This is a genomic window from Halalkalibacter suaedae (genome assembly GCF_017939705.1).
Taxonomy (GTDB): domain Bacteria; phylum Bacillota; class Bacilli; order Bacillales; family Bacillaceae_D; genus Halalkalibacter; species Halalkalibacter suaedae.
Window position 1 is genome coordinate 672,242 of the sequence record NZ_JAGKSQ010000001.1, and the last position, 23,139, is coordinate 695,380.

At 38.9% G+C, this 23,139-nt stretch carries 19 protein-coding genes and 2 pseudogenes; 6 read left to right on the forward strand and 15 right to left on the reverse strand.

Annotated elements, in window-relative coordinates; genetic code table 11:
- Nucleotides 1-68: 68 nt before the first annotated feature.
- From J7W16_RS03215 to J7W16_RS03230, 4 genes are all read right to left on the reverse strand, one after another.
- Nucleotides 69-1,538, reverse strand: a complete 1,470-nt coding sequence (locus tag J7W16_RS03215) for a potassium/proton antiporter (protein ID WP_210595742.1) — start codon at nucleotides 1,536-1,538, stop codon at nucleotides 69-71.
- 23 nt (nucleotides 1,539-1,561) lie between these two features.
- Complete coding sequence (locus J7W16_RS03220; protein ID WP_210595743.1) at nucleotides 1,562-2,122, reverse strand: tyrosine-type recombinase/integrase; 561 nt, start codon at nucleotides 2,120-2,122, stop codon at nucleotides 1,562-1,564.
- A 115-nt stretch (nucleotides 2,123-2,237) separates the two neighbouring features.
- On the reverse strand, nucleotides 2,238-3,122 hold the full coding sequence (locus tag J7W16_RS03225) for a YitT family protein (protein WP_419095808.1): 885 nt from the start codon (nucleotides 3,120-3,122) through the stop codon (nucleotides 2,238-2,240).
- An 885-nt stretch (nucleotides 3,123-4,007) separates the two neighbouring features.
- Entirely contained in the window at nucleotides 4,008-4,685 is a 678-nt protein-coding gene (locus tag J7W16_RS03230; protein WP_246879807.1) for a peptidylprolyl isomerase, read from the reverse strand.
- 212 nt (nucleotides 4,686-4,897) lie between these two features.
- On the opposite strand from J7W16_RS03230, the gene J7W16_RS03235 reads away from it, so the two are divergent.
- On the forward strand, nucleotides 4,898-5,695 hold the full coding sequence (locus tag J7W16_RS03235) for an SGNH/GDSL hydrolase family protein (RefSeq protein ID WP_210595745.1): 798 nt from the start codon (nucleotides 4,898-4,900) through the stop codon (nucleotides 5,693-5,695).
- A gap of 437 nt (nucleotides 5,696-6,132) precedes the next feature.
- On the opposite strand, the gene J7W16_RS03240 is transcribed toward J7W16_RS03235, so the two are convergent.
- The 5 genes from J7W16_RS03240 to J7W16_RS03260 form a co-directional block, all read right to left on the reverse strand.
- Entirely contained in the window at nucleotides 6,133-7,662 is a 1,530-nt protein-coding gene (locus tag J7W16_RS03240; RefSeq protein WP_210595746.1) for an AbgT family transporter, read from the reverse strand.
- A gap of 203 nt (nucleotides 7,663-7,865) precedes the next feature.
- On the reverse strand, nucleotides 7,866-8,963 hold the full coding sequence (locus J7W16_RS03245; protein ID WP_210595747.1) for a S8 family peptidase: 1,098 nt from the start codon (nucleotides 8,961-8,963) through the stop codon (nucleotides 7,866-7,868).
- 384 nt (nucleotides 8,964-9,347) lie between these two features.
- Nucleotides 9,348-10,592: a helix-turn-helix domain-containing protein gene (locus J7W16_RS03250; RefSeq protein WP_210595748.1), complete on the reverse strand. Its 1,245-nt coding sequence runs from the start codon at nucleotides 10,590-10,592 to the stop codon at nucleotides 9,348-9,350.
- Nucleotides 10,593-10,634: 42 nt separating this feature from the next.
- Complete coding sequence (locus J7W16_RS03255) at nucleotides 10,635-11,366, reverse strand: HAD family hydrolase (RefSeq protein WP_210595749.1); 732 nt, start codon at nucleotides 11,364-11,366, stop codon at nucleotides 10,635-10,637.
- A gap of 484 nt (nucleotides 11,367-11,850) precedes the next feature.
- Nucleotides 11,851-12,282: a VanZ family protein gene (locus J7W16_RS03260; protein ID WP_210595750.1), complete on the reverse strand. Its 432-nt coding sequence runs from the start codon at nucleotides 12,280-12,282 to the stop codon at nucleotides 11,851-11,853.
- Nucleotides 12,283-12,451: 169 nt separating this feature from the next.
- On the opposite strand from J7W16_RS03260, the gene J7W16_RS03265 reads away from it, so the two are divergent.
- Nucleotides 12,452-13,186, forward strand: a complete 735-nt coding sequence (locus J7W16_RS03265) for a hypothetical protein (RefSeq protein ID WP_210595751.1) — start codon at nucleotides 12,452-12,454, stop codon at nucleotides 13,184-13,186.
- Between the two features lie 48 nt (nucleotides 13,187-13,234).
- Here the strand turns inward: J7W16_RS03265 and J7W16_RS03270 are convergent, their stop codons facing one another.
- Together J7W16_RS03270 and J7W16_RS03275 are read right to left on the reverse strand one after the other, a co-directional pair.
- On the reverse strand, nucleotides 13,235-14,152 hold the full coding sequence (locus J7W16_RS03270; protein WP_210595752.1) for a DMT family transporter: 918 nt from the start codon (nucleotides 14,150-14,152) through the stop codon (nucleotides 13,235-13,237).
- A gap of 128 nt (nucleotides 14,153-14,280) precedes the next feature.
- A complete protein-coding gene (locus J7W16_RS03275) occupies nucleotides 14,281-15,318 on the reverse strand; it encodes an FUSC family protein (RefSeq protein ID WP_210595753.1) in 1,038 nt (345 codons plus the stop codon).
- Between the two features lie 186 nt (nucleotides 15,319-15,504).
- On the opposite strand from J7W16_RS03275, the gene J7W16_RS03280 reads away from it, so the two are divergent.
- Both J7W16_RS03280 and J7W16_RS03285 read left to right on the forward strand, forming a co-directional pair.
- Complete coding sequence (locus tag J7W16_RS03280; RefSeq protein ID WP_210595754.1) at nucleotides 15,505-16,113, forward strand: DedA family protein; 609 nt, start codon at nucleotides 15,505-15,507, stop codon at nucleotides 16,111-16,113.
- Between the two features lie 99 nt (nucleotides 16,114-16,212).
- A complete protein-coding gene (locus J7W16_RS03285) occupies nucleotides 16,213-16,404 on the forward strand; it encodes an alpha/beta-type small acid-soluble spore protein (protein WP_210595755.1) in 192 nt (63 codons plus the stop codon).
- 1,785 nt (nucleotides 16,405-18,189) lie between these two features.
- Here the strand turns inward: J7W16_RS03285 and J7W16_RS03290 are convergent.
- Complete coding sequence (locus tag J7W16_RS03290) at nucleotides 18,190-19,530, reverse strand: multi antimicrobial extrusion protein MatE (protein ID WP_210595756.1); 1,341 nt, start codon at nucleotides 19,528-19,530, stop codon at nucleotides 18,190-18,192.
- Nucleotides 19,531-19,715: 185 nt separating this feature from the next.
- On the opposite strand from J7W16_RS03290, the gene J7W16_RS03295 reads away from it, so the two are divergent.
- Complete coding sequence (locus J7W16_RS03295; protein ID WP_210595757.1) at nucleotides 19,716-20,477, forward strand: DUF3891 family protein; 762 nt, start codon at nucleotides 19,716-19,718, stop codon at nucleotides 20,475-20,477.
- 102 nt (nucleotides 20,478-20,579) lie between these two features.
- Here J7W16_RS03295 and J7W16_RS03300 read toward each other — a convergent pair whose 3' ends face one another.
- Nucleotides 20,580-21,518, reverse strand: a complete 939-nt coding sequence (locus J7W16_RS03300; RefSeq protein ID WP_246879845.1) for an arabinan endo-1,5-alpha-L-arabinosidase AbnA — start codon at nucleotides 21,516-21,518, stop codon at nucleotides 20,580-20,582.
- 307 nt (nucleotides 21,519-21,825) lie between these two features.
- Nucleotides 21,826-22,572: a DUF2207 family protein gene (locus tag J7W16_RS03305; protein WP_210595919.1), complete on the reverse strand. Its 747-nt coding sequence runs from the start codon at nucleotides 22,570-22,572 to the stop codon at nucleotides 21,826-21,828.
- Between the two features lie 22 nt (nucleotides 22,573-22,594).
- On the opposite strand from J7W16_RS03305, the pseudogene J7W16_RS03310 reads away from it, so the two are divergent.
- Nucleotides 22,595-22,786, forward strand: a pseudogene (locus J7W16_RS03310) (tyrosine-type recombinase/integrase); the annotation flags it as partial.
- 105 nt (nucleotides 22,787-22,891) lie between these two features.
- Here the strand turns inward: J7W16_RS03310 and J7W16_RS03315 are convergent.
- Nucleotides 22,892-23,139 (reverse strand): annotated as a pseudogene (locus J7W16_RS03315) (recombinase family protein); the annotation flags it as partial.

Here is a 23,139-nt window from a genome sequence, read left to right on the forward strand (position 1 = left end):
GGCATGCCTGTATTCCCTTAAAAATAACAAGAGCCATCGAGGACTTTTTTTCCTCGGTGGCTCTTTCTTCATTCTTTCCTCTTGCTTAAAAAGCTCTTCAATTCATTTTTTCTTTTCTTCGGGACGAGAATATAAAGAATATCTTCAGCTTGGATAATCGTATCTCCATGAGGGGTAACGAGATCTCCATTCCGAATAATCGCACTAACTAGAACATGCTTTGGAAAGGTGATTTTCTTTAACGTCTGTCCTGTAATGTAGGATTGCTCATTTACGGCGTACTCAATGATTTCAGCATTCGCCTTCCCAATTGACACTAACTCTAGTGAATGAGGAGCTTCTACTTTTTTCGGTCCGTTTAAGCCTAATTTTTCAGCAATAATTGAAATGGTTGAGCCTTGAATCAATGCCGATGTTAACACAACAAAGAAAACAACATTAAAGAACAATTGACTGTTTTCAAGCCCCATTGTCATCGGGAATGTGGCGAGAACGATCGGCACGGCTCCCTTTAGACCAGCCCATGAAAGGAATGTCCGTTCATTTCGGGTAAATCCCATTTTAATCGTCGATAAATAAACAGCAATCGGGCGAGCAATGAAAATAAGAATAACTGAAAGCAGCAGCCCTTTCAAAATAAGCTCCCATGATAGGAATTGTGATGGGAATACAAGCAGTCCCAGAATGATGAACATTAAAATTTGCATCATCCAGGCAAATCCTTCATTGAATCTGAAGATCGAATGTCGATAGGTTAGATCATTATTCCCGATAACAAGGGCAGCGATATACACAGCAAGTAAGCCACTTGCACCAACTAAATCAACAAGGCTATATGTAAGCAATGCGAAGGCTAGAGCGAAAATTGGATAGAGACCACTTGAATCTAGGTTGATCTTGTTGATCGCAAAGCTTGCAAAACGTCCAAATAAATAACCTAATACTAATCCCATCCCCATTTGCCAAATAAATGAACCAGCAAGCAGGAGATAAGATGGTGTCTCAGCAGTAATTAATTCGATCAGCGATAAGGTAAGAAAGACAGCCATCGGATCATTTGTCCCAGACTCAGCCTCAAGCGTCGAACTAAGCTTCTCACGAATATTCTGTTCCTTTAAAACCGCGAAGATCGCGGCTGCATCGGTTGAACCAACAATCGCTCCAAATAATAAACCCTCAAGCCAGGAAACATCAAAAATTAATTTCGCGGCAATCGCAACGACTATTGTTGTTAAAAGAACCCCTATCGTAGCGAGTGTTAATGAAGGCTTGACAACCCCTTTAATCGAGGACCATTTTGTCTGCAACCCACCTTCAAATAAGATGACAACTAGAGCCAAGATCCCGACCAATTGGGCAACTTTAGGGTTATCAAAATAGATTAAGCCTAGACCATCACTGCCCATTACCATCCCAACTAATAAGAAAAGAACAAGTGCTGGCACCCCTAACCGTGTCGAGAACTTAGTCGTTAAGACACCAATAATTAGTAGTAATGCTGCTAATAAAATAAAATAATCAACATTTAGATCTAACATAGACTCCTCCTCTGCCCGTACCCTTATAAGTTTACGTCAATTTGAACGTTCAGCTGTTCCCCATAAACACCGATATACCGTAAAGTCTCTGCACGTGTCGCATGGTTAAAAATTGATTGCAGCAACGAAACAGCTATCCCCTTACGATAGGCATGATATCCAAATGTTTTTCGTAATGTATGTGTGCCGATTTTTTCAGATAGGCCAACCTCTCTAGCGACATTATTTATGATTCGATATGCTTGCTGCCTAGTAATCGGTAAGTTGTTCTTCTGCGACTTAAAGAGAAAATCATCTGCTTGTAACGTAAATTCATTAATATAATCTGCTACTATACGCTTGAGCTTATCATTAATATAAAATAGCTTTGGTTCTGTTGCCTTTTGTTCCTGCAAAGAATAGTAGTCTTTGACATGATTATCTTCAAACACATCAGACACCTTCATTCGAAGTAAATGACTGACGAGGATTCCCGTGTTTATCCCAAAAACAAATAAGAGATAATCACGATGAGACCTATTTTTAAGGATTTCCTTCATCCTTTCAATTGTTTGAATATCCTTAATCGGTTCTACATATTCCATTTCACACCTCTTAAATAGTTACTTAACTATAATATTAACATATATTATGTAACATCATCACGTAACATGCCTTCTCTGGCTTCAAAAAAAGCGACTGCCTTAGAGGCAATCGCAATTAGTGAATATCCTTTTTCTTGAATCGTCCGCCACGCACCTCATTAATATCCGCTACAGCTAAGAACGCTGAGGCATCAAGCTCTTCAACGATCGACTTGAGTTTTGCCTCTTCAAGCCGAGTAACAATACAAAAGATTACCTTCTTTTCCTCACCGGAGTAGCCACCTTCTCCGTTCAAATATGTAACACCACGCCCCAAACGCGAGACAACAGCGTCTCCAATTTCCTGGTGCTTGTCGCTGATGATCCAGGCTGATTTCGATTCATCAAAGCCATCAATCACGATATCAATCGTTTTGAATGCAATCACGTAAGCAAGCAATGAGTACATCGCCCGGTCCCAGCCAAGAACAAAGCCACCCCAACCAAAGATAAAAATGTTAAAAAACATAATAAATTCGCCAACGGAAAAAGGGAACTTTTTATTTAGAAGGATAGCAAGAATCTCACTTCCATCTAGCGCCCCACCATAGCGGATAACTAAGCCAACCCCTGCTCCAAGAACCATTCCACCGAAGACCGTTGCAAGCAGCATATCCTCTGTGAAAGCCGCAACATGATGAAAGTAACTAGTCGCAAGTGATAGAACGGTAATGCCAAAGACTGTAGAAAACGCAAACGTCTTACCGATCTGTTTATACCCTAAAAAGAAGAAAGGAATATTTAATAAGAAGATAAATACACCAAGCTTAATCCCAGTTAAGTTAAACAAAATAATTGAAATACCAACAATCCCGCCATCCATGATCATATTCGGAACTAAGAAAACCTCAATCCCCAACGCCATCATGATCGCACCGATAAAAACAAAAAACGTACGCTTAATCACTTTTTGCTTACTAGCCTTCCGGTGTCGCAATTCAGTCTCAACCTGTCGCTGCAATGAACTCTCTCCCAACAAAAAACCCCCTTCACCAACAGTCACTGATCATTTCCTTCTATTATAACCATAGTTGAGGACCGCTGGAAATATTTCTACCTAGAGAAAGAGGAGAAAAAGTCTAGCGTTGCATCTAATTTTAAGTAATTTGGGTATGGGATTAGGGGGAGTGGCTTTTTTTGAGTTGAATCCAACATTTAAGCCGCATTCAGTTGTTTTACGAGCGGGATTTGATGGCTTATGAGCCGGATTTGGCTTTTTATGAGCGGGTATTGACGACTTATGAGCCGGTTTCAGCTTTTTATGAGCCCAAGCATATTAACTTTAGTGCTTTTGATATTTAGATTAGGAGGAAGTGGACTTTTTTTGAACTGAATGCGACATTTAAGCCGCATTCAGTTGTCTTATGAGCGGGATTTGATGGCTTATGAGCCGGATTTGGCTTTTTATGAGCGGGTATTGACGACTTATGAGCCGGTTTCAGCTTTTTATGAGCCCAAGCACATTAACTTTAGTGCTTTTGATAGTGAGATTAGGAGGAAGTGGACTTTTTTTGAACTGAATGCGACATTTAAGCCGCATTCAGTTGTCTTATGAGCGGGATTTGATGGCTTATGAGCCGGATTTGGCTTTTTATGAGCGGGTATTGATGACTTATGAGCCGGTTTCAGCTTTTTATGAGCCCAAGCACATTAACTTTAGTGCTTTTGATAGTGAGATTAGGAGGAAGAGAACTTTTTTTGAACTGAATGCGACATTTAAGCCGCATTCAGTTGTCTTATGAGCACGATTTGATGACTTATAAACCATATCCACTTTTTTATAGCCCCACCCAAAATAAGCTCGCAAAAAAACAAGCTTAGTCGCCATGACTAAGCTTGTCCTCTTCTACTCAATAATAACTGGATCTGGATAGTCAATCCCTTTAGTATCAACAGTTACAGTCTTCATAATCTGATCCTCTATTGGCTTTTCGCCTTTCGTTTTAGCATTTACAATTGCATCAACGGTTTCCATTCCTTCAACGACTTTCCCAAATGCCGCATATTCACCATCAAGATGTGGTGCTTGTTCAGTCATTATAAAGAATTGCGAACCTGCTGAATTGGGTTCACCGGATCTTGCCATTGAGATTACACCACGGTGATGAGCAAGTGGATTTTCAAAGTCATTCGATGCGTATTCACCTGCGATTGAATAGCCGGGGCCACCTGATCCATTACCTACGGGATCACCGCCTTGGATCATAAATCCAGGAATAACCCGGTGGAAAATCACACCATCGTAATAACCTGTTTCAATTAATGAAATGAAATTTGCCACTGTATTGGGAGCCACTTCTGGATATAACTCAACCATGATTTCCTCATCATTTTCCATCGTTATTGTGACAATAGGATTTTCTTCATTTGAAAAGTCAACCACTTGCTCTTCTGCTGGCTGCTCTGTCGGCACTGCTCCTGTTGTTTCTTGATCTTCAGATTGGGTTCCACAGCCTGTCATCAAATAGAAGAGCGCTGCAATCATAAGCAATAGAACCTTATCTTTCTGCATTGTCATTTTCATCGTTTTTTCCTCCTAAGCCTCTTGATTTAGATAGTATATCATGTAAACTCTTTTATCTATTGATTATACATTTATTTCCATTGTATAAATTAATCCTTCCCCTTTACCTTTTTCTTCTCTATAATAATTAGAGACATTATTCTTGTTTTTTCGCCAAAAATTTTATTTATTTTATTAGGCAGTTCCTATAATTAGTGAGGTGTAAACACATTTTGAAAAATTTACTTTTTGTACTATCAATTATTGGATGTATCCTCATCGTGCTGGTTGGTCATTTTTATTACAGCCAGAAGCTTGATTCGATAGCAACACATGCACAAGAGGAGCAAATAAGTAGCACGTCCACAGCCACGACTGAGGAAGTTGAACATGAACAGGAACCAGCTGACGAAGAAGAAACCATTGCAATTACTGGCATTTTGAAAGAAGCGACTTCACATAAGCAACAGGGCGAAGCAATTAACATTACTGCGTTTGGCTCGGTATCGCTTTCCAATGGGATCGCATCAGAAAAAACATGGCCAAACCTCATGACTTCAGCATTAGTTACATCTCTACCAGAACAAACACTAAACACAACAGTGATTGATGTCGATGATATTCCGACTAGTGAGGTAATCGAAGGCGACTATGTCGAGCAAGTCATTACAAGCAATCCAGATCTCTTACTTTTCGAACCGTTTGTCTTTAACGATAATGGCGTTCTATCAATTGATGATACCCTTTATTACCTAGAGCAAATAATTACTGAACTTGAAAGCAAATTACCTGAAACAACGATTGTTCTGATGCCACCAAACCCAATTTTCAAACCAACCTTCTATGCACAGCAAATTGAAGCTCTACAAGATTTTGCTGAAGAAAATGAGTATTTGTACGCGAATCACTGGCAAAACTGGCCAAACACTGATGATGCTACAATTAGTGAACTCTTAGAAAATAACAGACCTAATGAACAAGGCCACCAAGTTTGGGCTGACTTTATGGTTCCTTATCTGTTAAATGAATAAAGGCTAAACAAGCATCTAATAAGATGCTTGTTTTTTGTTTGGAGTCATCCAAAACCAGGCTCTCCTGAAAAGCTATTCATATAATCATGAGTTGGATCGGCATTTATGAGCCGCACCCACATTTGCTGGCTTTTCATTCATTATTCACTTCTTCAAGCTAAATGCAAATACTCTTCCACCATGCAGCTTCGATTATGAGCGGAATTTATCTCTTTATGAACCTGATCCGATGTTTTATGAGCCAAATCTGCCTCTTTATGAGCGAGATTCACTACTTTATGAGCCGCACCCACTTTTCGCTGGCTTTTCATTTCTGAAGCCGTACACACTTCCACTAACTTTTCATTCATTTATTTTATATACCAACTAAACTCCCACCACAGCCACCCCACAAAAAAAGCCACCCCCGAAGAGGCAGCTTACTAGAAATCATTCAATTAATTAGATGGATAATGAATTGGTGAACCTGGCCCTAGATCAATTCCTAGGAACATCCAGATAATCAACATTAATACCCAGATAATTGAGAAGGCAATTGAGTATGGTAGCATTGTTGAGATTAATGTTCCAATACCAATTTTCTTATCATATTTCTGAGCGAATGCAATCACAATCGCAAAATACGGCATTAATGGTGAAATGACATTTGTAGTTGAATCGGCAATGCGGTAGGCCATTTGCGTTAATTCAGGTGAGTAGCCGACACCCATCATCATTGGAACAAAGACTGGAGCCATGATCGCCCATTTGGCTGATGCACTTCCGATGAATAGGTTAATGAAGCCAGCTACGACAATGAATGTTAGCAATAAAGGAATTCCAGTGAACCCAGTTGCCTGTAAGAATTCCGCTCCTTTGATTGCTAGAATTCGACCGAGATTTGTTTCATTAAAGTAGGCAACGAATTGACCAGCTGCGAACGCCAGGACAATATACGCTCCCATTGTTGCCATCGTTTCTGATAATTGATCAGCGACATCCTTATCATCCTTGATTGCCTTTGTAATTTTCCCGTAAACAAAACCAGGGATGAAGAAGGTAATCAAAATGACCGGAACAAGTGATGAGAAGAACGGTGCATCAATCAAATCTCCCTCTCCGCGAAGAGGTCCCCATTCTGGTAGAACGAGTAGAGAAAGTGCTGCACCTGTAAGAATAAATGAAATAAGTGCTCCGATTAAGCCTTTTTTCTCAACATCTGATAAATAATCAACTTTATCAGTTACAATTCCTTTAAATGTACCAAGTCTTGGTTCAACAATTTTCTCCGTTACAAACGTACCAACAATCGTTAGGACAAAAACGGAGACAATCATGAAATAATAATTCATTGCAAAGTTCATCGATTCAGCATAGACGGGATTAATTGTTGCTGCCGCCTCCTGTGTAAGTGAGCCTAACAGCGGATCAAGTGATGTTAATAATAAATTCGCACTATACCCAGCAGATACACCACCAAATGCCGCCGCTAGACCAGCAAGTGGATGACGACCAAGCCCTGCAAATAAAACAGCGCCAAGTGGCGTTAAAACAACATAACCAGCATCTGCAGCCATGCTTGACATAATTCCACCGAACACAAGGGCTGCTGTCATTAACTGTCTTGGAACAGATGTTACTAGACCTCGTAACATTGCACTAATCAGACCTGAGCGCTCAGCAATACCAATCCCGAGCATTGTTACAAGCACCGTTCCAAGTGGTGCAAACCCTGTAAAGTTCGTTACCGCACTTGTGAACATATAGGCGATACCATCTTTACTTAGTAGGTTCTTCACCTGTAATACTTCGCCTTCATTCATCGGATCATTAACCTGTAAGCCAACTGCAGAAAAAATGGCTGAAAGTAGAACAACCGCTAACGCAAAATAAAAGAATAACGTTACCGGATGCGGCAGTTTATTCCCAACGACTTCTATCGTATCTAAAGAACGCAGGAATAAACCATTCCCCTTAGATTTCTTCATTTTGAAACACCTTCCATCTACTCAATATTCTGACAATTCCACTAAAAATACTTTACTAGTATAAAGATAATAAATGCTTTTTGTAAAGGTATATGGATGTATTCGGAATTTTAGTACCTTTCGAAATAATAGAATAATATTCTACTATTTCGAAAAGGAGAGCCATCTAAATGATTTAGATGGCTCTCCTTTATTTGTAATTATTAATTAACAGCACTTTGAGCATTAACTAATCCACTTCCATAATAAGTAGAGCTTCCTAGATACGTAGATGTGTTACGTAGATGCTGTCTAATTTGTGCATTTGTAGCTGATGGGTATTTTGCCTTCACAAGAGCAGCTACCCCTGCAACATGCGGAGAGGCCATTGATGTTCCATTGAGGCTAGTATAGCTATTCGTTGGATAAGTGCTATTGATTCCAACGCCTGGGGCAGAGATTTCTACTTCCGGTCCATATGTCGAGAAGGAAGCACGTGCATTATTTGAGTCCGTTGCTGCTACCGCCATAACGGAGCTATAGCGTGCAGGATAACCTACACCACTTCTACCTGTGTTACCAGCTGCGGCAATTAGCAAGACACCACGATTATAAGCTGCATCTGCCGCCCGTTGAAGCGTTGTTGATCCAGTTGGGCCTCCTAAGCTCATGTTTACAATATCCATATCATTATTCATAGCCCATTCAATTCCACGAGCAATATTACTGTGACTTCCATTACCACTTTGATCTAATACTTTGACTGCATATAATTCAACTGAAGGAGCTACACCTAAAACTCCAAGATTATTGTTTAATCCAGCAATCGTACCTGCAACATGTGTACCATGTCCGTTATAGTCCTGATAACTTGATTCCGTGGCGACGAAGCTCACTCCGCCCGCAATTCGTAAGTCTTGGTGTGAAGCAATTCCACTATCCAATACAGCAACCTTGACACCTTGTCCAAAGTTTCTTGTCGAGTGAACCGCTTGAGTATTAACTCGTGTAATACCCCAAGGAATGGACTGGGCGGCCGCTTCAACCTCTTCATCCTTTTCAATGTACTCAATATTCGGGTTCTTTTCTAATGCCTTCGCTGCTTGCGGAGGTAGTTCAACATGTAAGACTGAGATATGTTCGTATTCATGAATAACATCTCCACCGCGGAGATCAACCGCCATTTGTGCACTAATTTCATTGGCCTTTTTAAAACCAATAAGGTAGTCTTCCTTTTCAACAGCTGCACTTGTCATTGATGGGAAAAGAAAACATAAGACTAGAACGAGTGGAACGAGAATGCTAGACCATTTTAACTTCATTCGAAATCCTCCCCTAAATAAATTACCAAGTACTCTTGGTTAAATCCATCGTAACACGCGTCACGCTTGGCACCTATTGGGAAAACGAACTGATTATTCTAGTAGATTTCAAGGTTACTATTCACTAGTTTTCCTCTATTGATTCAACTTTCCTATTACTAGACTAAAATTAGCCATCTTTTTACGTGATTTCACACAATTTTCAAAAGACCAACACGAAAAAAAACCTCGTACAATGTACGAGGTTAGACTATTTTAAATACTATTTAGCTTGGGTAACAGTGTCTGGTAAGTTATCGTGTCCACTTTTAACAATCACGTCTCCTGCTTGACTGCCTACAATACTAATCACAACTGTCATGATCATGACGATTTTCTTCATCCTTATCCCTCCTTTTCGCTTAATTCAATCAATCGTTTGAATTGCTCGCTAGCTTTTTTATATTTTCTCTCACCGAAATAGGTATTCGCTAATAACTTGATGTATTCGGTGGAAAATTCAAAATGCTGAATGTCTAAAAAGAAAGGAATGACTTGTTTTGATAGCAAATCAATAAGCTCCGAAGCTTCCCTTTCCTCAAGCTGATATGAAATAACTTCTAGATGCAATTCATATTCTGCTAATTTCGGGTCATTGAAGTGAGTGAGTAACTCCTTTGCCTTCTCAACCGAAACCTTTGCTCTATTATCATTCATTTTCATAAAAGTTCTTGAGAGTAAATAATAGCTTTGGAGCTTATAGATATTATTCTCGACATTTAACTCAATACTCTTTTCAAAAGAAGAAACCGCCTCTTCATAGTTCTCTTCTTCATAGGATACATATCCAAGATTGTGACAAATCATTGCCAATCTAGCAGGCTCTTCCTGATGCCGAAAAAGCTTTAACGTTTTCTGAAAATGACTTCGTGCCTCTTCGTATTTTCTTGCTTTTCGAAAATTCACTCCAAGAACGATATGGCAGTCAATACATCTTTCGAAACAATAGTCTCGCGAAAACAATTGCAATGCTTTTTCAAGATGTAAGTTGGCTTTCATCACTTTGGATAATTGCGTATAAACAAGTCCTAATCGGTAATCTAATTCAGCCTGATCTAATGGCTGACTATAATAAGACTGGGCCTTATAATAATACACAATTGCTTCCTGAATGTTCCCATGATAGAAGGAAAGAAGACCGATGACATACAGAAAATCTCCTTTAATCTCAGGGCTAGATTCTTCTAAATAATGAATGATTTTTCTTTTTACAGATTCAGCTTTTTTAAAATCCTTTGCTTGCAAGAAGTATCGTATTTCCATGATATGAAAGAATAAAATAAGCTCAAATTCAAATATTTTTTTGACATCTTTTCTAAGTATATGATAGTGATCACTAGAGCTCGACTTTCTTTCTACTAACATTTCTTTCCACTCTGTGAGCATCGTCCTAAATTGCTTGTTTTGCTCGAGACTAGCTGCAAAACTAACGCCCAGCTTCTGTAGCAGTAATACATAAATTTCTTCACTCGGAATCGTATAATTATTTTCTATTTTACTTAAATAGGACACTGAACAAATTCCTTCTGCTAATTGTTCTTGTGTCAGTCCTTTTTTTACTCGGAAATAATGTATATGGCTCCCTAGCATTGTTCAACTCCATATAAGGTCAATTCACCAATTTTTTTGTATCTAAACCCCAACTTTCATTCTAAAAAGATCACAGTCCTGCAAATCCATTAGACTGCTTTTTATAAGTAATGGTTTGAGATTACCTCTTGGTTCAAGCCCCTTTGGATTAAGCCAGACAGCATCGATTCCAGCATTAATCGCTCCAACAATATCACTACTCCAAGAGTCACCAACATAAATAACCTCTGTAGGACTTACATTAAATTTTAACAAAGGTGAAAAGAAAGCATCCTCGTGGGGCTTTTCTACATCCATGTCCTCTGAAATAAAAATCTCATCTTCTGTAAATAGTTCAAATAATCCTAATCTCGAGAGCTTCGCCCGCTGTTCATCTACTTTTCCATTTGTCACAATACCGACTTTAAACGATTGTTTTAAATCCTTTAGAAAAGAATGAACCTTTTCATCTCTCTTTATCAGCGAAAGCAGTAGATTGAAGAAACCTTTAAAATAAGCATCAGCTTCTTCAGCATTTATTACAATATTAAAATGGATTAATGTGTGCATGAGGCGTTGCTGTCTAACTTCATCCAAAGATTGCTCACCTAGAAGATGGCGCTCCCAGAAATAATGATCGTAGTATGAAAAACGAGAGAAGAACTCCTCAAAAGGTAAGTTCCTTGTAATATCTGAGAGATAAAAATACTCTTTAGTCGCTATCGTCCAATAGGTTTCAAAGTCAAATAAAGTATTATCTAAATCAAATAGCACTAACTTAATGTCTTTCAACATGACTCTCTCCTTTAACAGATATTGTTTTGAACCTTCTTTTGTCTTAAACATCTACTTCATTTTTAAGCCAATCAGATTTTCTATAGACCTTTTGTTTATTATGAATGAATTGCTCTCCGGCTGCTTTTCGCTTTAAGCGAACTGAGCATCAATAACCCAAACCCTTAATAGTAAATCCTCGGTCATACATCCATTTTTATAACTTTATTTATATTTATTTTCTATTACTCTCTTTATTTCATCTTAAAATCGAATAAAATGATAGAAATGACAGCAAGATCAGCCGGATTTCTTCATTTATGAGCGGGATCTTGTCCGTTATGAGCCGAATTCAGGATGTTATGAGCCATATTTGTAACGTTATGAGCCAAATCCGCTAGTTTATGCACCTAAGTAAGCTGAATAACTCTCCCCGAACCTTTGACAAACCAAATAAAAACACCCTAGCATATATGCATAGGGTGCTACTCTATCTTCCTTTCTTTCACCACTTTTTAACATGGCCATACGGAGTAGTTAGACGTGCCTTCATGACAAGATAAATAACAATAAACGTCAAAACACCAGCCACATCTATTAGGACATCCTGTAGTCTTGCCTCCCGCATCGAAAAGGCTTGCACCCACTCGGTTAGTATCGCAACAGCAATCCCTAAACGAATCACGATATTGACTCGTTTAAAAACTCGAAGTAGGAAAAAGGCTAGGATAAAAAAGAAGAAAAAATGACCTATTTTCTGCAAGATCACTAGATTGCTGAGATCACTGAGAGTATAGAAGTCGAACAGATGCGAGAAGTTAGGTTCTGTTGTGAAATTAAAACGAATGCGACGCTCGAGCAAAAGTCCTTTGAAATCGGAGTTAAACGTAAACATAAATAGTAGACAAGTCCAGACGGTTAGGAGAAATTTATTCATAGATCACTTTCCCACTTTTTTACTTTTTATCATAGCATATTCATTCACTTTCTACCTACTAGACTGCAATCAACATGATTCCCTTAAGATTCATTGTTTGCACTACTCTCTTTCAGGGAATGGAGGTTATAGAAATCCCTAAAGGCGGATGCAGTAGAAGGGAGATCAAATGAGTAGCCTATCAAGACAATCACTTTTAGCTCTTATCATCTTAGAACGATTTACAACAGGTGAACAGGATCGTGTTTCTATTCGAAACAACATACCAACGTTTGATGGTTTTTTTAAATTTAATGAAGATCTAAACAAGCAGATACGGAATCAATTACGATATCTTTGGAATGAGAATTTAATCATGCCAACAACCAATACGAAGAAACTTCAAAAGTTCCAAATCACTAAAAACGGACAGCAATTTTTAAAAAGGAGTGTTCCGATCTGGAAAGAACTAATTTCAAAAAATCAGCAAGCGCTTCTTGTTATGGAAGAGGCCTGCCAAGGTGAATTCACCACTCTCATAGGTTTTCATACAATTGAGGAGACGAAATTCCTTAATAAAATACTAGATCAACGGACAGTTTCCCTCTCACTTATTTTTATTGAGCTAAAAAAGAAAAATACCCAGCTAAGTACCATAAATATTCAAAAATTATTGCTATTGAGATATGGGTTATCCATTTCAGAAACGGCTCTAACTAAATATTTAGTTGAACTGACACAAATAGATGCGGTGATCGTTTCACCAGATGAGGTAGGGAGAAAGTACGCTGTTTTTGAAAATCAGATTTTAGCAAAAGAAAAGTTAAAAAGCACTATGATAGAAATTGAGCACGCTAAGCAATGTCTAGACAGTATGCATCATTTCATCACATCATTAACTCCTAAAATTAAAAAATATGGATAACGATTAAGGGTGCTACAAAAAGGATTTACTACCTTTTGTAGCACTCTTTTACTTAGTAACCCCTGTTTTCATTTCCTGTATTTCCACTCTACTAGCCTTTGTTTCCCTTGTTGACAAATAGACTCCTCCAATGACTAAGGCACCACCAATTAATTGAACAAATGTTACGGTTTCTTCTAAAAAGACGACAGCCCCAACAATTGTAAAAACAGGTAAGAGATTTAGGAATACAGACGCCCTTGATGGCCCAATTGCCGCAACACCTTTATTCCAAAAAATCAATGCGATAACAGACGGAAAAATCCCTAAATAAAGTAATCCGAGAATCCTCTCCGTGTTAAGCAAATCAAGGATTTCGGAGCTCCACTCAAGCGCAGCAAATGGCAACAGGACGACCGTAGCTAAAAATAACATGATCACAAGACTTCCAATCAGAGGAAACTTATGATTATGCTGCTTAATTAGCAATGAATAAATCGTCCATGCCATGATAGCGACGAGAACAAGAAGATCACCCACGTTAAACTGAAGCTGACTTAGAACTGCCCACGACCCTTTTGTGATAACCCACAGGGCACCAACAAGTGACAAAACGATTCCGACATATTGTAGCCCGTTTAGTCGTTCCTTTAAGAAGATAATTCCAAGTACCACTGCAAACACTGGTGTTGTCGCTTCAATAACAGCAACGTTTGTGGATGTTGTGTACTGAAGTGAGGCATACAAAAAGAAATTAAACAAGACAATACCAGTTAACGACATTCCAACGAGCGGCTTCCATTCTCGAAGATAGAGATCTCGATTCCTTCTTAATTCTTTGATGCTAAATGGTAGCAAAATGAAGAAAGCGATGAAGCAACGAACGAACGTAATTGTCACCGGTGGAAGATCATTAATTGCCTTCCCAATTAAAATATTCCCCGAAAAAAGGATCATTGTAATAATAAGAAATACATAAGAACGCAAAGGAAAACACCCACCCTTCTTTTTCGTGTGCCATTGTATCATTTTTCACACACATAATGGGATGAATTTCATTAAAGACATTAAACTAAACAAAAAAAACACCCTCTAAATGGATGTTTTTCTTATACTTAACGCGTCCCATGACTGACCTTCAAATACTGCTCCACGACATGATTCAAACGAATTAAGTGGAAGCTATAATCATTAATTGAAGCTGTAATAATCATCAGCCTTTGGTTCTGGTCCTTATTGTCAGTTTGGAGGTCTAATGCCTGTTCGAAAAAGACACTTCGCTGATTTTGCAGCTCTTCTTCAAGGTGATGATCGTCCTCTTTCATTTTTGCTTCATATTTCAATAGTAGGATTTCATGCTGCTTCACCAGCTGCTCAAGATGGTCATCAAATAATTGATCAACTTCTTCATCAACCTTACTTTGAAAGTAATGCTCCTCAATCGTTTCTAACAGCTGCTCTCCCTTTTGAATCGTTTTGAGCATTTGCTTAAAGACAACGACCTCTCTAGCATGTAGTTGATTCAACCTGCCAAGCTTTCCTCGTTCTTCATCAAACATTTTAAATAGGTCCTCTAGCTTTTGAACATCCTTTTTAAACTTTTTCGTTTGCTCTTGATAGGTGGTCTCTGTTAGTTCATTTGAGATGGCTGTTCTAACGAGCAAAGACATGTCTGTAAATGCCTGTTGAACCTTTTGAAGATATGTCTTTCTATATTTAGGAGGCCAGACAAACACATTAACAAGAATGGCTGAAAACGTTCCAATTAGAATGATGAGGAAACGATTTAATGTGAAAAAGATATCCTCATTTCCTGGTGCACTCATAATGGCAAGCACAGTTACAAGTGTTAATGGAATTGTACTTTCCATTTTCATTTTCAAACTAAAGGAAATCACAATCATAATCACAAGACCAACCGCAATCGGGTTATCTCCAACTAAATGTATAAACAAAAGAGCAATCGCTGCCCCAACTGTATTTGTAATAATCTGATCAATCATCTGTTTCCACGTACGATAAATCGATGGTTGGACAGCTAGGATCGCCGCGACTCCAGCAAAAATGGCTGGTTCAAGCCCAAGGAGCGAGCATACATATAATGCAACCGTGACGGCTAGACCTGTTTTTACTATTCTTGGACCTAACGTCATTTCACTCACCCTTCCCTTGAATCGTCCTACCTACTTACTATATTAGATGAGGAATGAATCTTCTGCAATTGAAAACAAATTAACTATATTCAACCTACTATTCTATTGTGTATAATATCGTTTAACTCCACCTCCAAAAAAGGTAGACGATAAGTAAAGAATACGACCAAGAAGGATGAATAATACGTGCATAATTGGATAACTGATTTTTTGGAGCAGTATGGTTATATTGGGATTTTCTTAATGATTGCGTTTGAAAACATTTTCCCGCCAATTCCTTCTGAAGCCATTCTACCATTTGGTGGATTCATGACGACATATACCAGCGTGACCGTACCTGGTGTCATTGCTGCCGCGACGGGTGGATCTGTTGCAGGCGCCTTAATTCTGTACGGAATCGGTCGTCTTTTTCTGAATACCGAAAAGCTCGAGCGACTCGTCGATCGCTGGGGACATCTTCTGCGTGTAAAAAAGGAAGATATTCGGAGGGCAGATGCTTGGTTTGATAAGTATGGCTATTGGACGGTGTTATTCTGTCGAATGATTCCATTAGTACGAAGCCTTATTTCCATTCCAGCCGGTATGTCTAGGATGAATATCGTTGTCTTTCTAATTTTCACAACGATTGGAACATTAATTTGGAATATTCTACTCGTCTCTCTTGGTGTAATGCTTGGTGAGTCATGGGAAGATATCCTCTATTATTTCAAGCTTTACTCAACTGGCGCTTATTCATTAATTGCCATTGGACTTGTTATCTTTATCATCTTATTTCTTCGTAAAAGAAGAAAGTAACGTACTCATTTATTTAAGTTCAACAATTGGACATACTAATAATTGAGCGTCTAGTCGGTGCTCACTCGTTCCTAAAACAATGCAAAGAGGTGCTGCAAAATGGCAAGAAACAAATTACTTGTGCCAGGTGTAGAACAAGCTCTCGATTCCATGAAACAGGAAATTGCGAATGAATTAGGAGTTGAACTAGGTGCCGATACGACCGCTCGTGCAAATGGTTCGGTTGGCGGCGAAATGACAAAGCGTTTGATCATGATGGCTGAAAACCAAATTATGAATCAGGAGCAATAAATAGTAGCCAGGAGCCTTTTCATCAAGGCTCCTGGCTATTTTACTTTACTATCTTACTTTTTATAGATGCTGCATCGGATTTGGATGGCTTTTTATTCAATTTATCTTGTTAAATGATCAAGTTTAATGAAAATCCAGCCAATGTTGCCTGATTTTCAGAGATGCTGGTCTCCTTGACGCTGAATTCAGCGAATGATCCTTGGCGGAGGCTGCTTTTTGAGCCAAATCTCTGCTTTTATGAGCGGAGGTGACCTACTTATGAGCGGAATCTGATACTTTATGAGCCGGATTCACTCTTTTATGAGCCGCACCCACTTTCGGCTGGCTTTTTAGTCAATTCCCCTTGTTAAAGTGATCTAGTTTCATCAAAATCCAACCAATGTTGCTCGATTTTCAAAGATGCAGAACTCCTCGATGCTGAATTCAGCAGTTAATCTTTGGCGGAGGCTGTTTTATGAGCCAACTTCCTGCTTTTATGAGCGGGGTTGACCTACTTATGAGCCGATTCTGCCACTTTATGAGCCTGATTCGCACTTTTATGAGCCGCCCCCTCTTCGGCTGGCTTTTTATTCAATTCCCCTTGCTAAAATGCTCTAGTTTAACGAAATTCCAGCCATTGTCGCACGGTTTTCAGAAGATGCAGAACTCCTCGACGCCATATTCAGTGGTTAATCGTCGACAAGACCACCTTTATGAGCCAAATTCCTGCTTTTATAAGCGGGGTTGACCTACTTATGAGCCAAATCTAACACATTATGAGCGTAACTCACTCTTTTATGAGCCGCACCCTCTTCGGCTGGCTTTTTATTCAATTTATCTTGTTAAATGATCAAGTTTAATGAAAATCCAGCCAATGTTGCCTGATTTTCAGAGATGCTGATGTCTTTGACGCTGAATTCAGCCTTTGATCCTTGGCGGAGGCTGCTTTTTGAGCCAAATCTCTGCTTTTATGAGCGGAGGTGACCTACTTATGAGCCAGATCGGACACTTTATGAGCCGGATTCACTCTTTTATGAGCGGCACCACTTTGGCTGGCTTTTTATTCAATTTCCCTTGTTAAAGTGATCTAGTTTCATCAAAATCCAACCAATGTTGCTCGATTTTCAAAGATGCAGAACTCCTCGATGCTGAATTCAGCCTTTAATCCTTGGCGGAGGCTGTTTTATGAGCCAACTTCCTCCTTTTATGAGCGGGGTTGACCTACTTATGAGCGGATTCTGCCACTTTATGAGCCTGATTCGCACTTTTATGAGCCGCACCCTCTTCGGCTGGCTTTTTATTCAATTCCCCTTGCTAAAATGCTCTAGTTTAACGAAATTCCAGCCATTGTCGCACGGTTTTCAGAAGATACAGAACTCCTCGACGCCATATTCAGTGGTTAATCGTCGACAAGACCACCTTTATGAGCCAAATTCCTGCTTTTATGAGCGGGGTTGACCTACTTATGAGCCGATTCTGCCACTTTATGAGCCTGATTCGCACTTTTATGAGCCGCCCCCACCGCAACATCACCCAAGAAGGATTACAGCTTATTGATGTTGAAACTATTATAATAACGGATAATAGATCAAGATCCAGGAGGTCACAATGAATTTTGAAGTTTCGAGTTGGATAAGCCTTGTTTCAATACTTTTTATTATATTCTGTTTTTATTTTACTCTTACATTTATAGAGAACATCAAAGAAGGAGATCAACGCATAATTACACAATCAAAGGTATCAGCCATTGTTTGTCTCAGTATCGCCCTATTAATTCCTCTCCTTTTTAGCTTAGTATTTTAATTATTATCCAACATGACTCTCAACTGCTTTCGATTTATTCCTTTTACCTCGTTTAACACTAGCCCTGCCTAAAATGCACAGCAAGACTGCAAGCTCCGCAACCATACCTACTGACTGGGCTAATGCTCCAATCGTCCCATTCCATGATGGAGCAATCGTTGCAAAGACCAACATAATCAAGAATGTCGCAATTAAATTGGCGGATTGGGAAAAGACCATAATTCTTGTTTCGCTCCTGAACATTAACAAGCCATTGCAGAAATCAATAAAAGGAAAGACAAGCGACATTAGCATAAACACCTTTAAGCATTCCAATGTAGCTGCAACCAATCGTTCATTTGCACCAAGTCCATTTTCAATTACAAAAGCCCCAATCGGCGTAAAGCAAAAGATCGCCAAAATAACTGCAGGAATGAATCCAATCATTAAGACGAAGCTTCTTACTTTGTCAGGATGTTTTTTGTAAAATGTTAATACAATTTGATGGGTATAGCTAAAAAAGCTTAAGAATAGCTGGGTAATACTTAGTGCAAGAGCATAGGATGCAATAGCTAACTCAATTTCAGACGTCTTGCCAAGAAAGATATTGATGACCGGTCCAACCATGACAATAATGAGCGAGGATAAAATGAGTGGATTATAGAACCGAAAGATTTGGGTTTTCGTCGTAATATGATGTTCGTGATCTTTCTGAACCATTTTCTTCACTAATACACGACCTTCTATATAACTAACAAGACTCTCAATCATCATTCCAGCTAAAAAGATGTAGGCACCTGTTTTGGCGTTAATTTCACCAAAATGGATGAAATATAATGATAATAAATACATCGCGATCAACCGAATGACCATCCCGATCGTTAACCACTTCGTCTGGCGATTTAAAATAATCACGCCTTGAAACAGGCAGCGAATCGCGGAGAATAACGTCACAATAATAAGAATTTGATACACACCAACAATTTGACTAATCATTGCTGGATCAGCACCAAATACGGTCGAAAAGATCCACCAGCCAATAGGTGTATACGCAATAATGGCTGAAATTAGCATTAATGCTGAAACAACATAGACTGCCACAATTGTCATCATTTTAAATGAGACTTTGTCACGAACCAATGCCGAGCAAGCATTTCTGAGTAATACACCTAAGCGTTCCATAATCGAAAACAAGCTCATCGCAATCACAAAGCTAGCAATGATTACCTCTGCGTTCTCACCTCTTGCTAGTGTTCCATTTATAATAATATGAGATAACGTAACTAAAATAGCTGATAAACCTAATGGAACAAAAAACGCGAGGATTCTTGTTGTTTTCAATACTTCTTCATTTTGAATTCCCATAAAAGCCTTCTTTCCATTTTCCTAGTAGAAAAATTGAGTTAATCTCAATAGTATGTTAGTCATTATACAGGACTTAAATGAGTTTGTGTGACCAATGATGAAAACGGATACAAATACGAAACTTTTAATTCATTATGATAAGAAACTATAATGAATTAAACAAAATCTAAAGTGAGGTGTTAGCTGTGATTGTCTATGAACGCGAAGAAGAGTGGGTCATGATCCCACAGCATCATCATGGAAAGCTTTCTGGCGATATTTGCAAGCATTGGAATACCGCCTATATGAAAGGAATGAAGCAATGGGATGAGGTCATTTATGCTGTGACAGAGCATGATCGTGCTTGGATCGACCTAGATGAAACTCCTTTTTGGAACGACGCTGATCACAGACCCTATTCATTTATCGATTTTCCTCTGGTTCCTAAGCTAACCTTCTACAAAAAAGGAATTGATGAAGTTGAAGACCATTCACCATATGCGGGATTACTTTGCAGTATGCATTATCATTCTTTCTTAGATGGGTCGAAGGAGCCTGCTGCCATTGATTTCACTATTCATGAACAAGCAAGGCAAGCCAACATAAAAAAACAATTACCACCCGATCATTCGGATTCGGAATCGCTCCAGTTTCATTATAAGCTCATTCAATTTTGCGATAACCTCTCATTATATGTCTGTATGCAGGAGCCTGGAACGCCGAAAGAAGAGGAGTTCCCTTGGTTTAAGGATGGCTTCCGAGAGATGTTTGATTTTGCAAATGGAAAAAAAATACAGAGTGAATGGCTTGATTCTGAAACGATTTCTCTATCCCCATTCCCTTTACTCTCACCGATTGAATTAACTATCGATATCAAGAGAGTTGAAAAGAGCAAAGTTGAACAACTTGGATTGGCCAAGGCCTACCATCAAACGAATTGGCAAAAGCGTAGCTTCACTCTTCAATAAGATTATTTATTTAGCTGGCTTATCAATAGTGGTCGAACAGAAAAATCACCAACACAAGGAGAAAAACCTACGAATTGAATTCGTAGGTTTTTCCTTTATTTATTAATACCTTGGCCAACCTTGGGAATCCCAATATAGATCATTGATCAGCATACGAGGCATTCCGTTATTTTCAGCATCATAGGCATGTCGAATGATCAGATTGTTATTATAAACATCCTGATGACCAGGTCCAATCCAACGTTCATTCCCTGCATCTAAGATCGTTCCTCCACCATTCATCATGTTAACACCATTTTTATCAAGATATGGACCTGTGATGCTTCGTGAACGTCCATAAGCGATTTTGTATGTGCTATCTAGTCCTTGGCAGCATTTATCAAACGATACAAATAGATAATAGTAGCCATTTCTATACGTAATATTCGGTGCTTCAACTGCACCATCAGGGTGATTCGGTCTAGCAGCGATTGAGTACAGCTGTCCAGTTGGTTTCATTGTATTTCTGTCAAGACGAGTCAACTTAATTCCAGACCAGAATGAACCAAATGAAAGCCACGGATCACCATTTGCATCAATAACCAAGTCACCATCAATCGCATTATAATTATTTGATGTTGTCGAACGAATAACCAAGCCATCATCTCTCCAATTACCAGAGCTAATGCTAGCTGTTGAAGTTAAACCAATCAGTGAATTGTTTGATCCAAAGGAAGAGACGGAATAATAGAGCCAATATCTGCCGTTATAATATTGAATATCTGGAGCCCATTGTGGACCTGTATGGTTCGGTACATAGTTCTTCCACCAAGCAAGTGGTTGAGGGAAAATAACTGGTGTTGGCGACCAACTTGTACCATTCTGTGATACCATCACTCGAATTCCTGTTTTATCAACCTCACCTGTTCCAAAGGCCCACCATGTATTGCCTTCCCTCGTAATCGATGGATCATGAAGCATCAGATCTCCAGATAAATTCCAAAATGCGGCCGATGCCGGTTGGGCTAGTGAAAACAACATCACAATTGTTAAAAGAATCATTTTTCCTTTATGCTTCCAATTACCGATTTTCATTAAAATACCCTCCCATTTTTTTGATTAATACTTGAACGTCATTCGCTCCTTTCCTTTTAGTATTAATCACCCAAATAATGTAAGCGATTTCAGAAAGATGACTGCAAATTAGATGGAATATTCGGGTAATTACTTCACCATTATAAGACAGGGTTCATTCCTTAACAACAATATATAGTGAATTATGAATATATTAATAATTAATGATGAAAATGGACGAAAGAATAACCAAAGAAGTGATTTCTTTGGTTTTTCAGCTAATTTCAATAAGATATTAAAATGCACCTGATCCTCCACCACCACCACCGACACCGGATCCAGAGCCTGATCCTCCGCCATTTGTGCTTGAACTATGATCAACTGCCGTCGTCTGTTCTGCAGAATGAAAATTTGAGGTTGCAGCTGTAGCAACAATAATCAAGGATGGATCAAAGCCATAGACGGTCGATGTTTGTAGCCCAGCAGCATGAACGGGGCCTTTAAACATTTTTGTTAATGATTCATTTTTCTTTTTAAGGCTCTTTTCATTGACACCCAAGCCGTAGATAAATGCCCGCATCCGCTCATCCTCAGATAATTGCTGCCAATCGATATCTGCCATCATTGAGATTCTCTTTTTTAATCGTTGCCATTCGCTATAAATCCGTTCACCCTGCCATGTTTTCTGCTTGTGGCTAATCGCAAATATGAATAGGGCTACGGCCATTGCTGATGCCGCTAAAAAGAAAGCAAGCAAGTCATTAATGACAAACAAAAATGCAAACGGAACAAGGACCAAACTTAAGCAGGTGATAAGCAAACGATACTTAGATTTATCCTCGTATAGATTTGCCTCCTTCCACTCTGCTCTTACTGCCTTCTTCCAGGCCGCTTGTAGTTGCTGGTACTTTGTATGATTCTTCTTATTTTTTGTATAAGTAGTTAAGTCCTCAAAGCTAAATTCATTCTTCGCACCAATCTGATCGAATAGCCACTCAACAAGCTTCTCCTCGTGCTCGAGTAATCCGTTTCGATTAACAATGTAAAAGCGATCGTTAAGTCCACATAAACTACGTCATTCTTTTGCTGGAGAACATTTGAAAAACAGTGGTGGTAATATTGTACTGCTACGTGATCAACTCGGTCATACTTCCATTGAGACGACTGCTCTATATACGAATCTTGATCGTAAGGAACATAAAAGAGTTATGCAAAATATAAGTGATTCTCGAAAACAGAAAGAGGTTAAAATCTAAAATAGGGGTGAAGTCTTCTGATGAAAAGAGATAAGCATATTTATATAGGATTAGATTTACACAAGTTCCAACATACAGCGGTTATAGTGGATTGTTGGTTTGAGTCAGTGTGACAACATAATTCACATCTTGGTGGGAGAGATACTCCAACATCTCCTGAAAGCCTAATCTATCCACTTCTAACGCTTCTTCATCTACTTTAGCCCCACTGATACCCTCGTCCTTAAACAAGCGTAAAAGCGTGTATCCTTGAGCATGACAATACGCTTTTATTTCATCCTCTTGGTAAGCAAGACTGTATCCATCCCTTGCTTGTCCTTGTGTAGATATCGAATATATCCGATTACATTCAT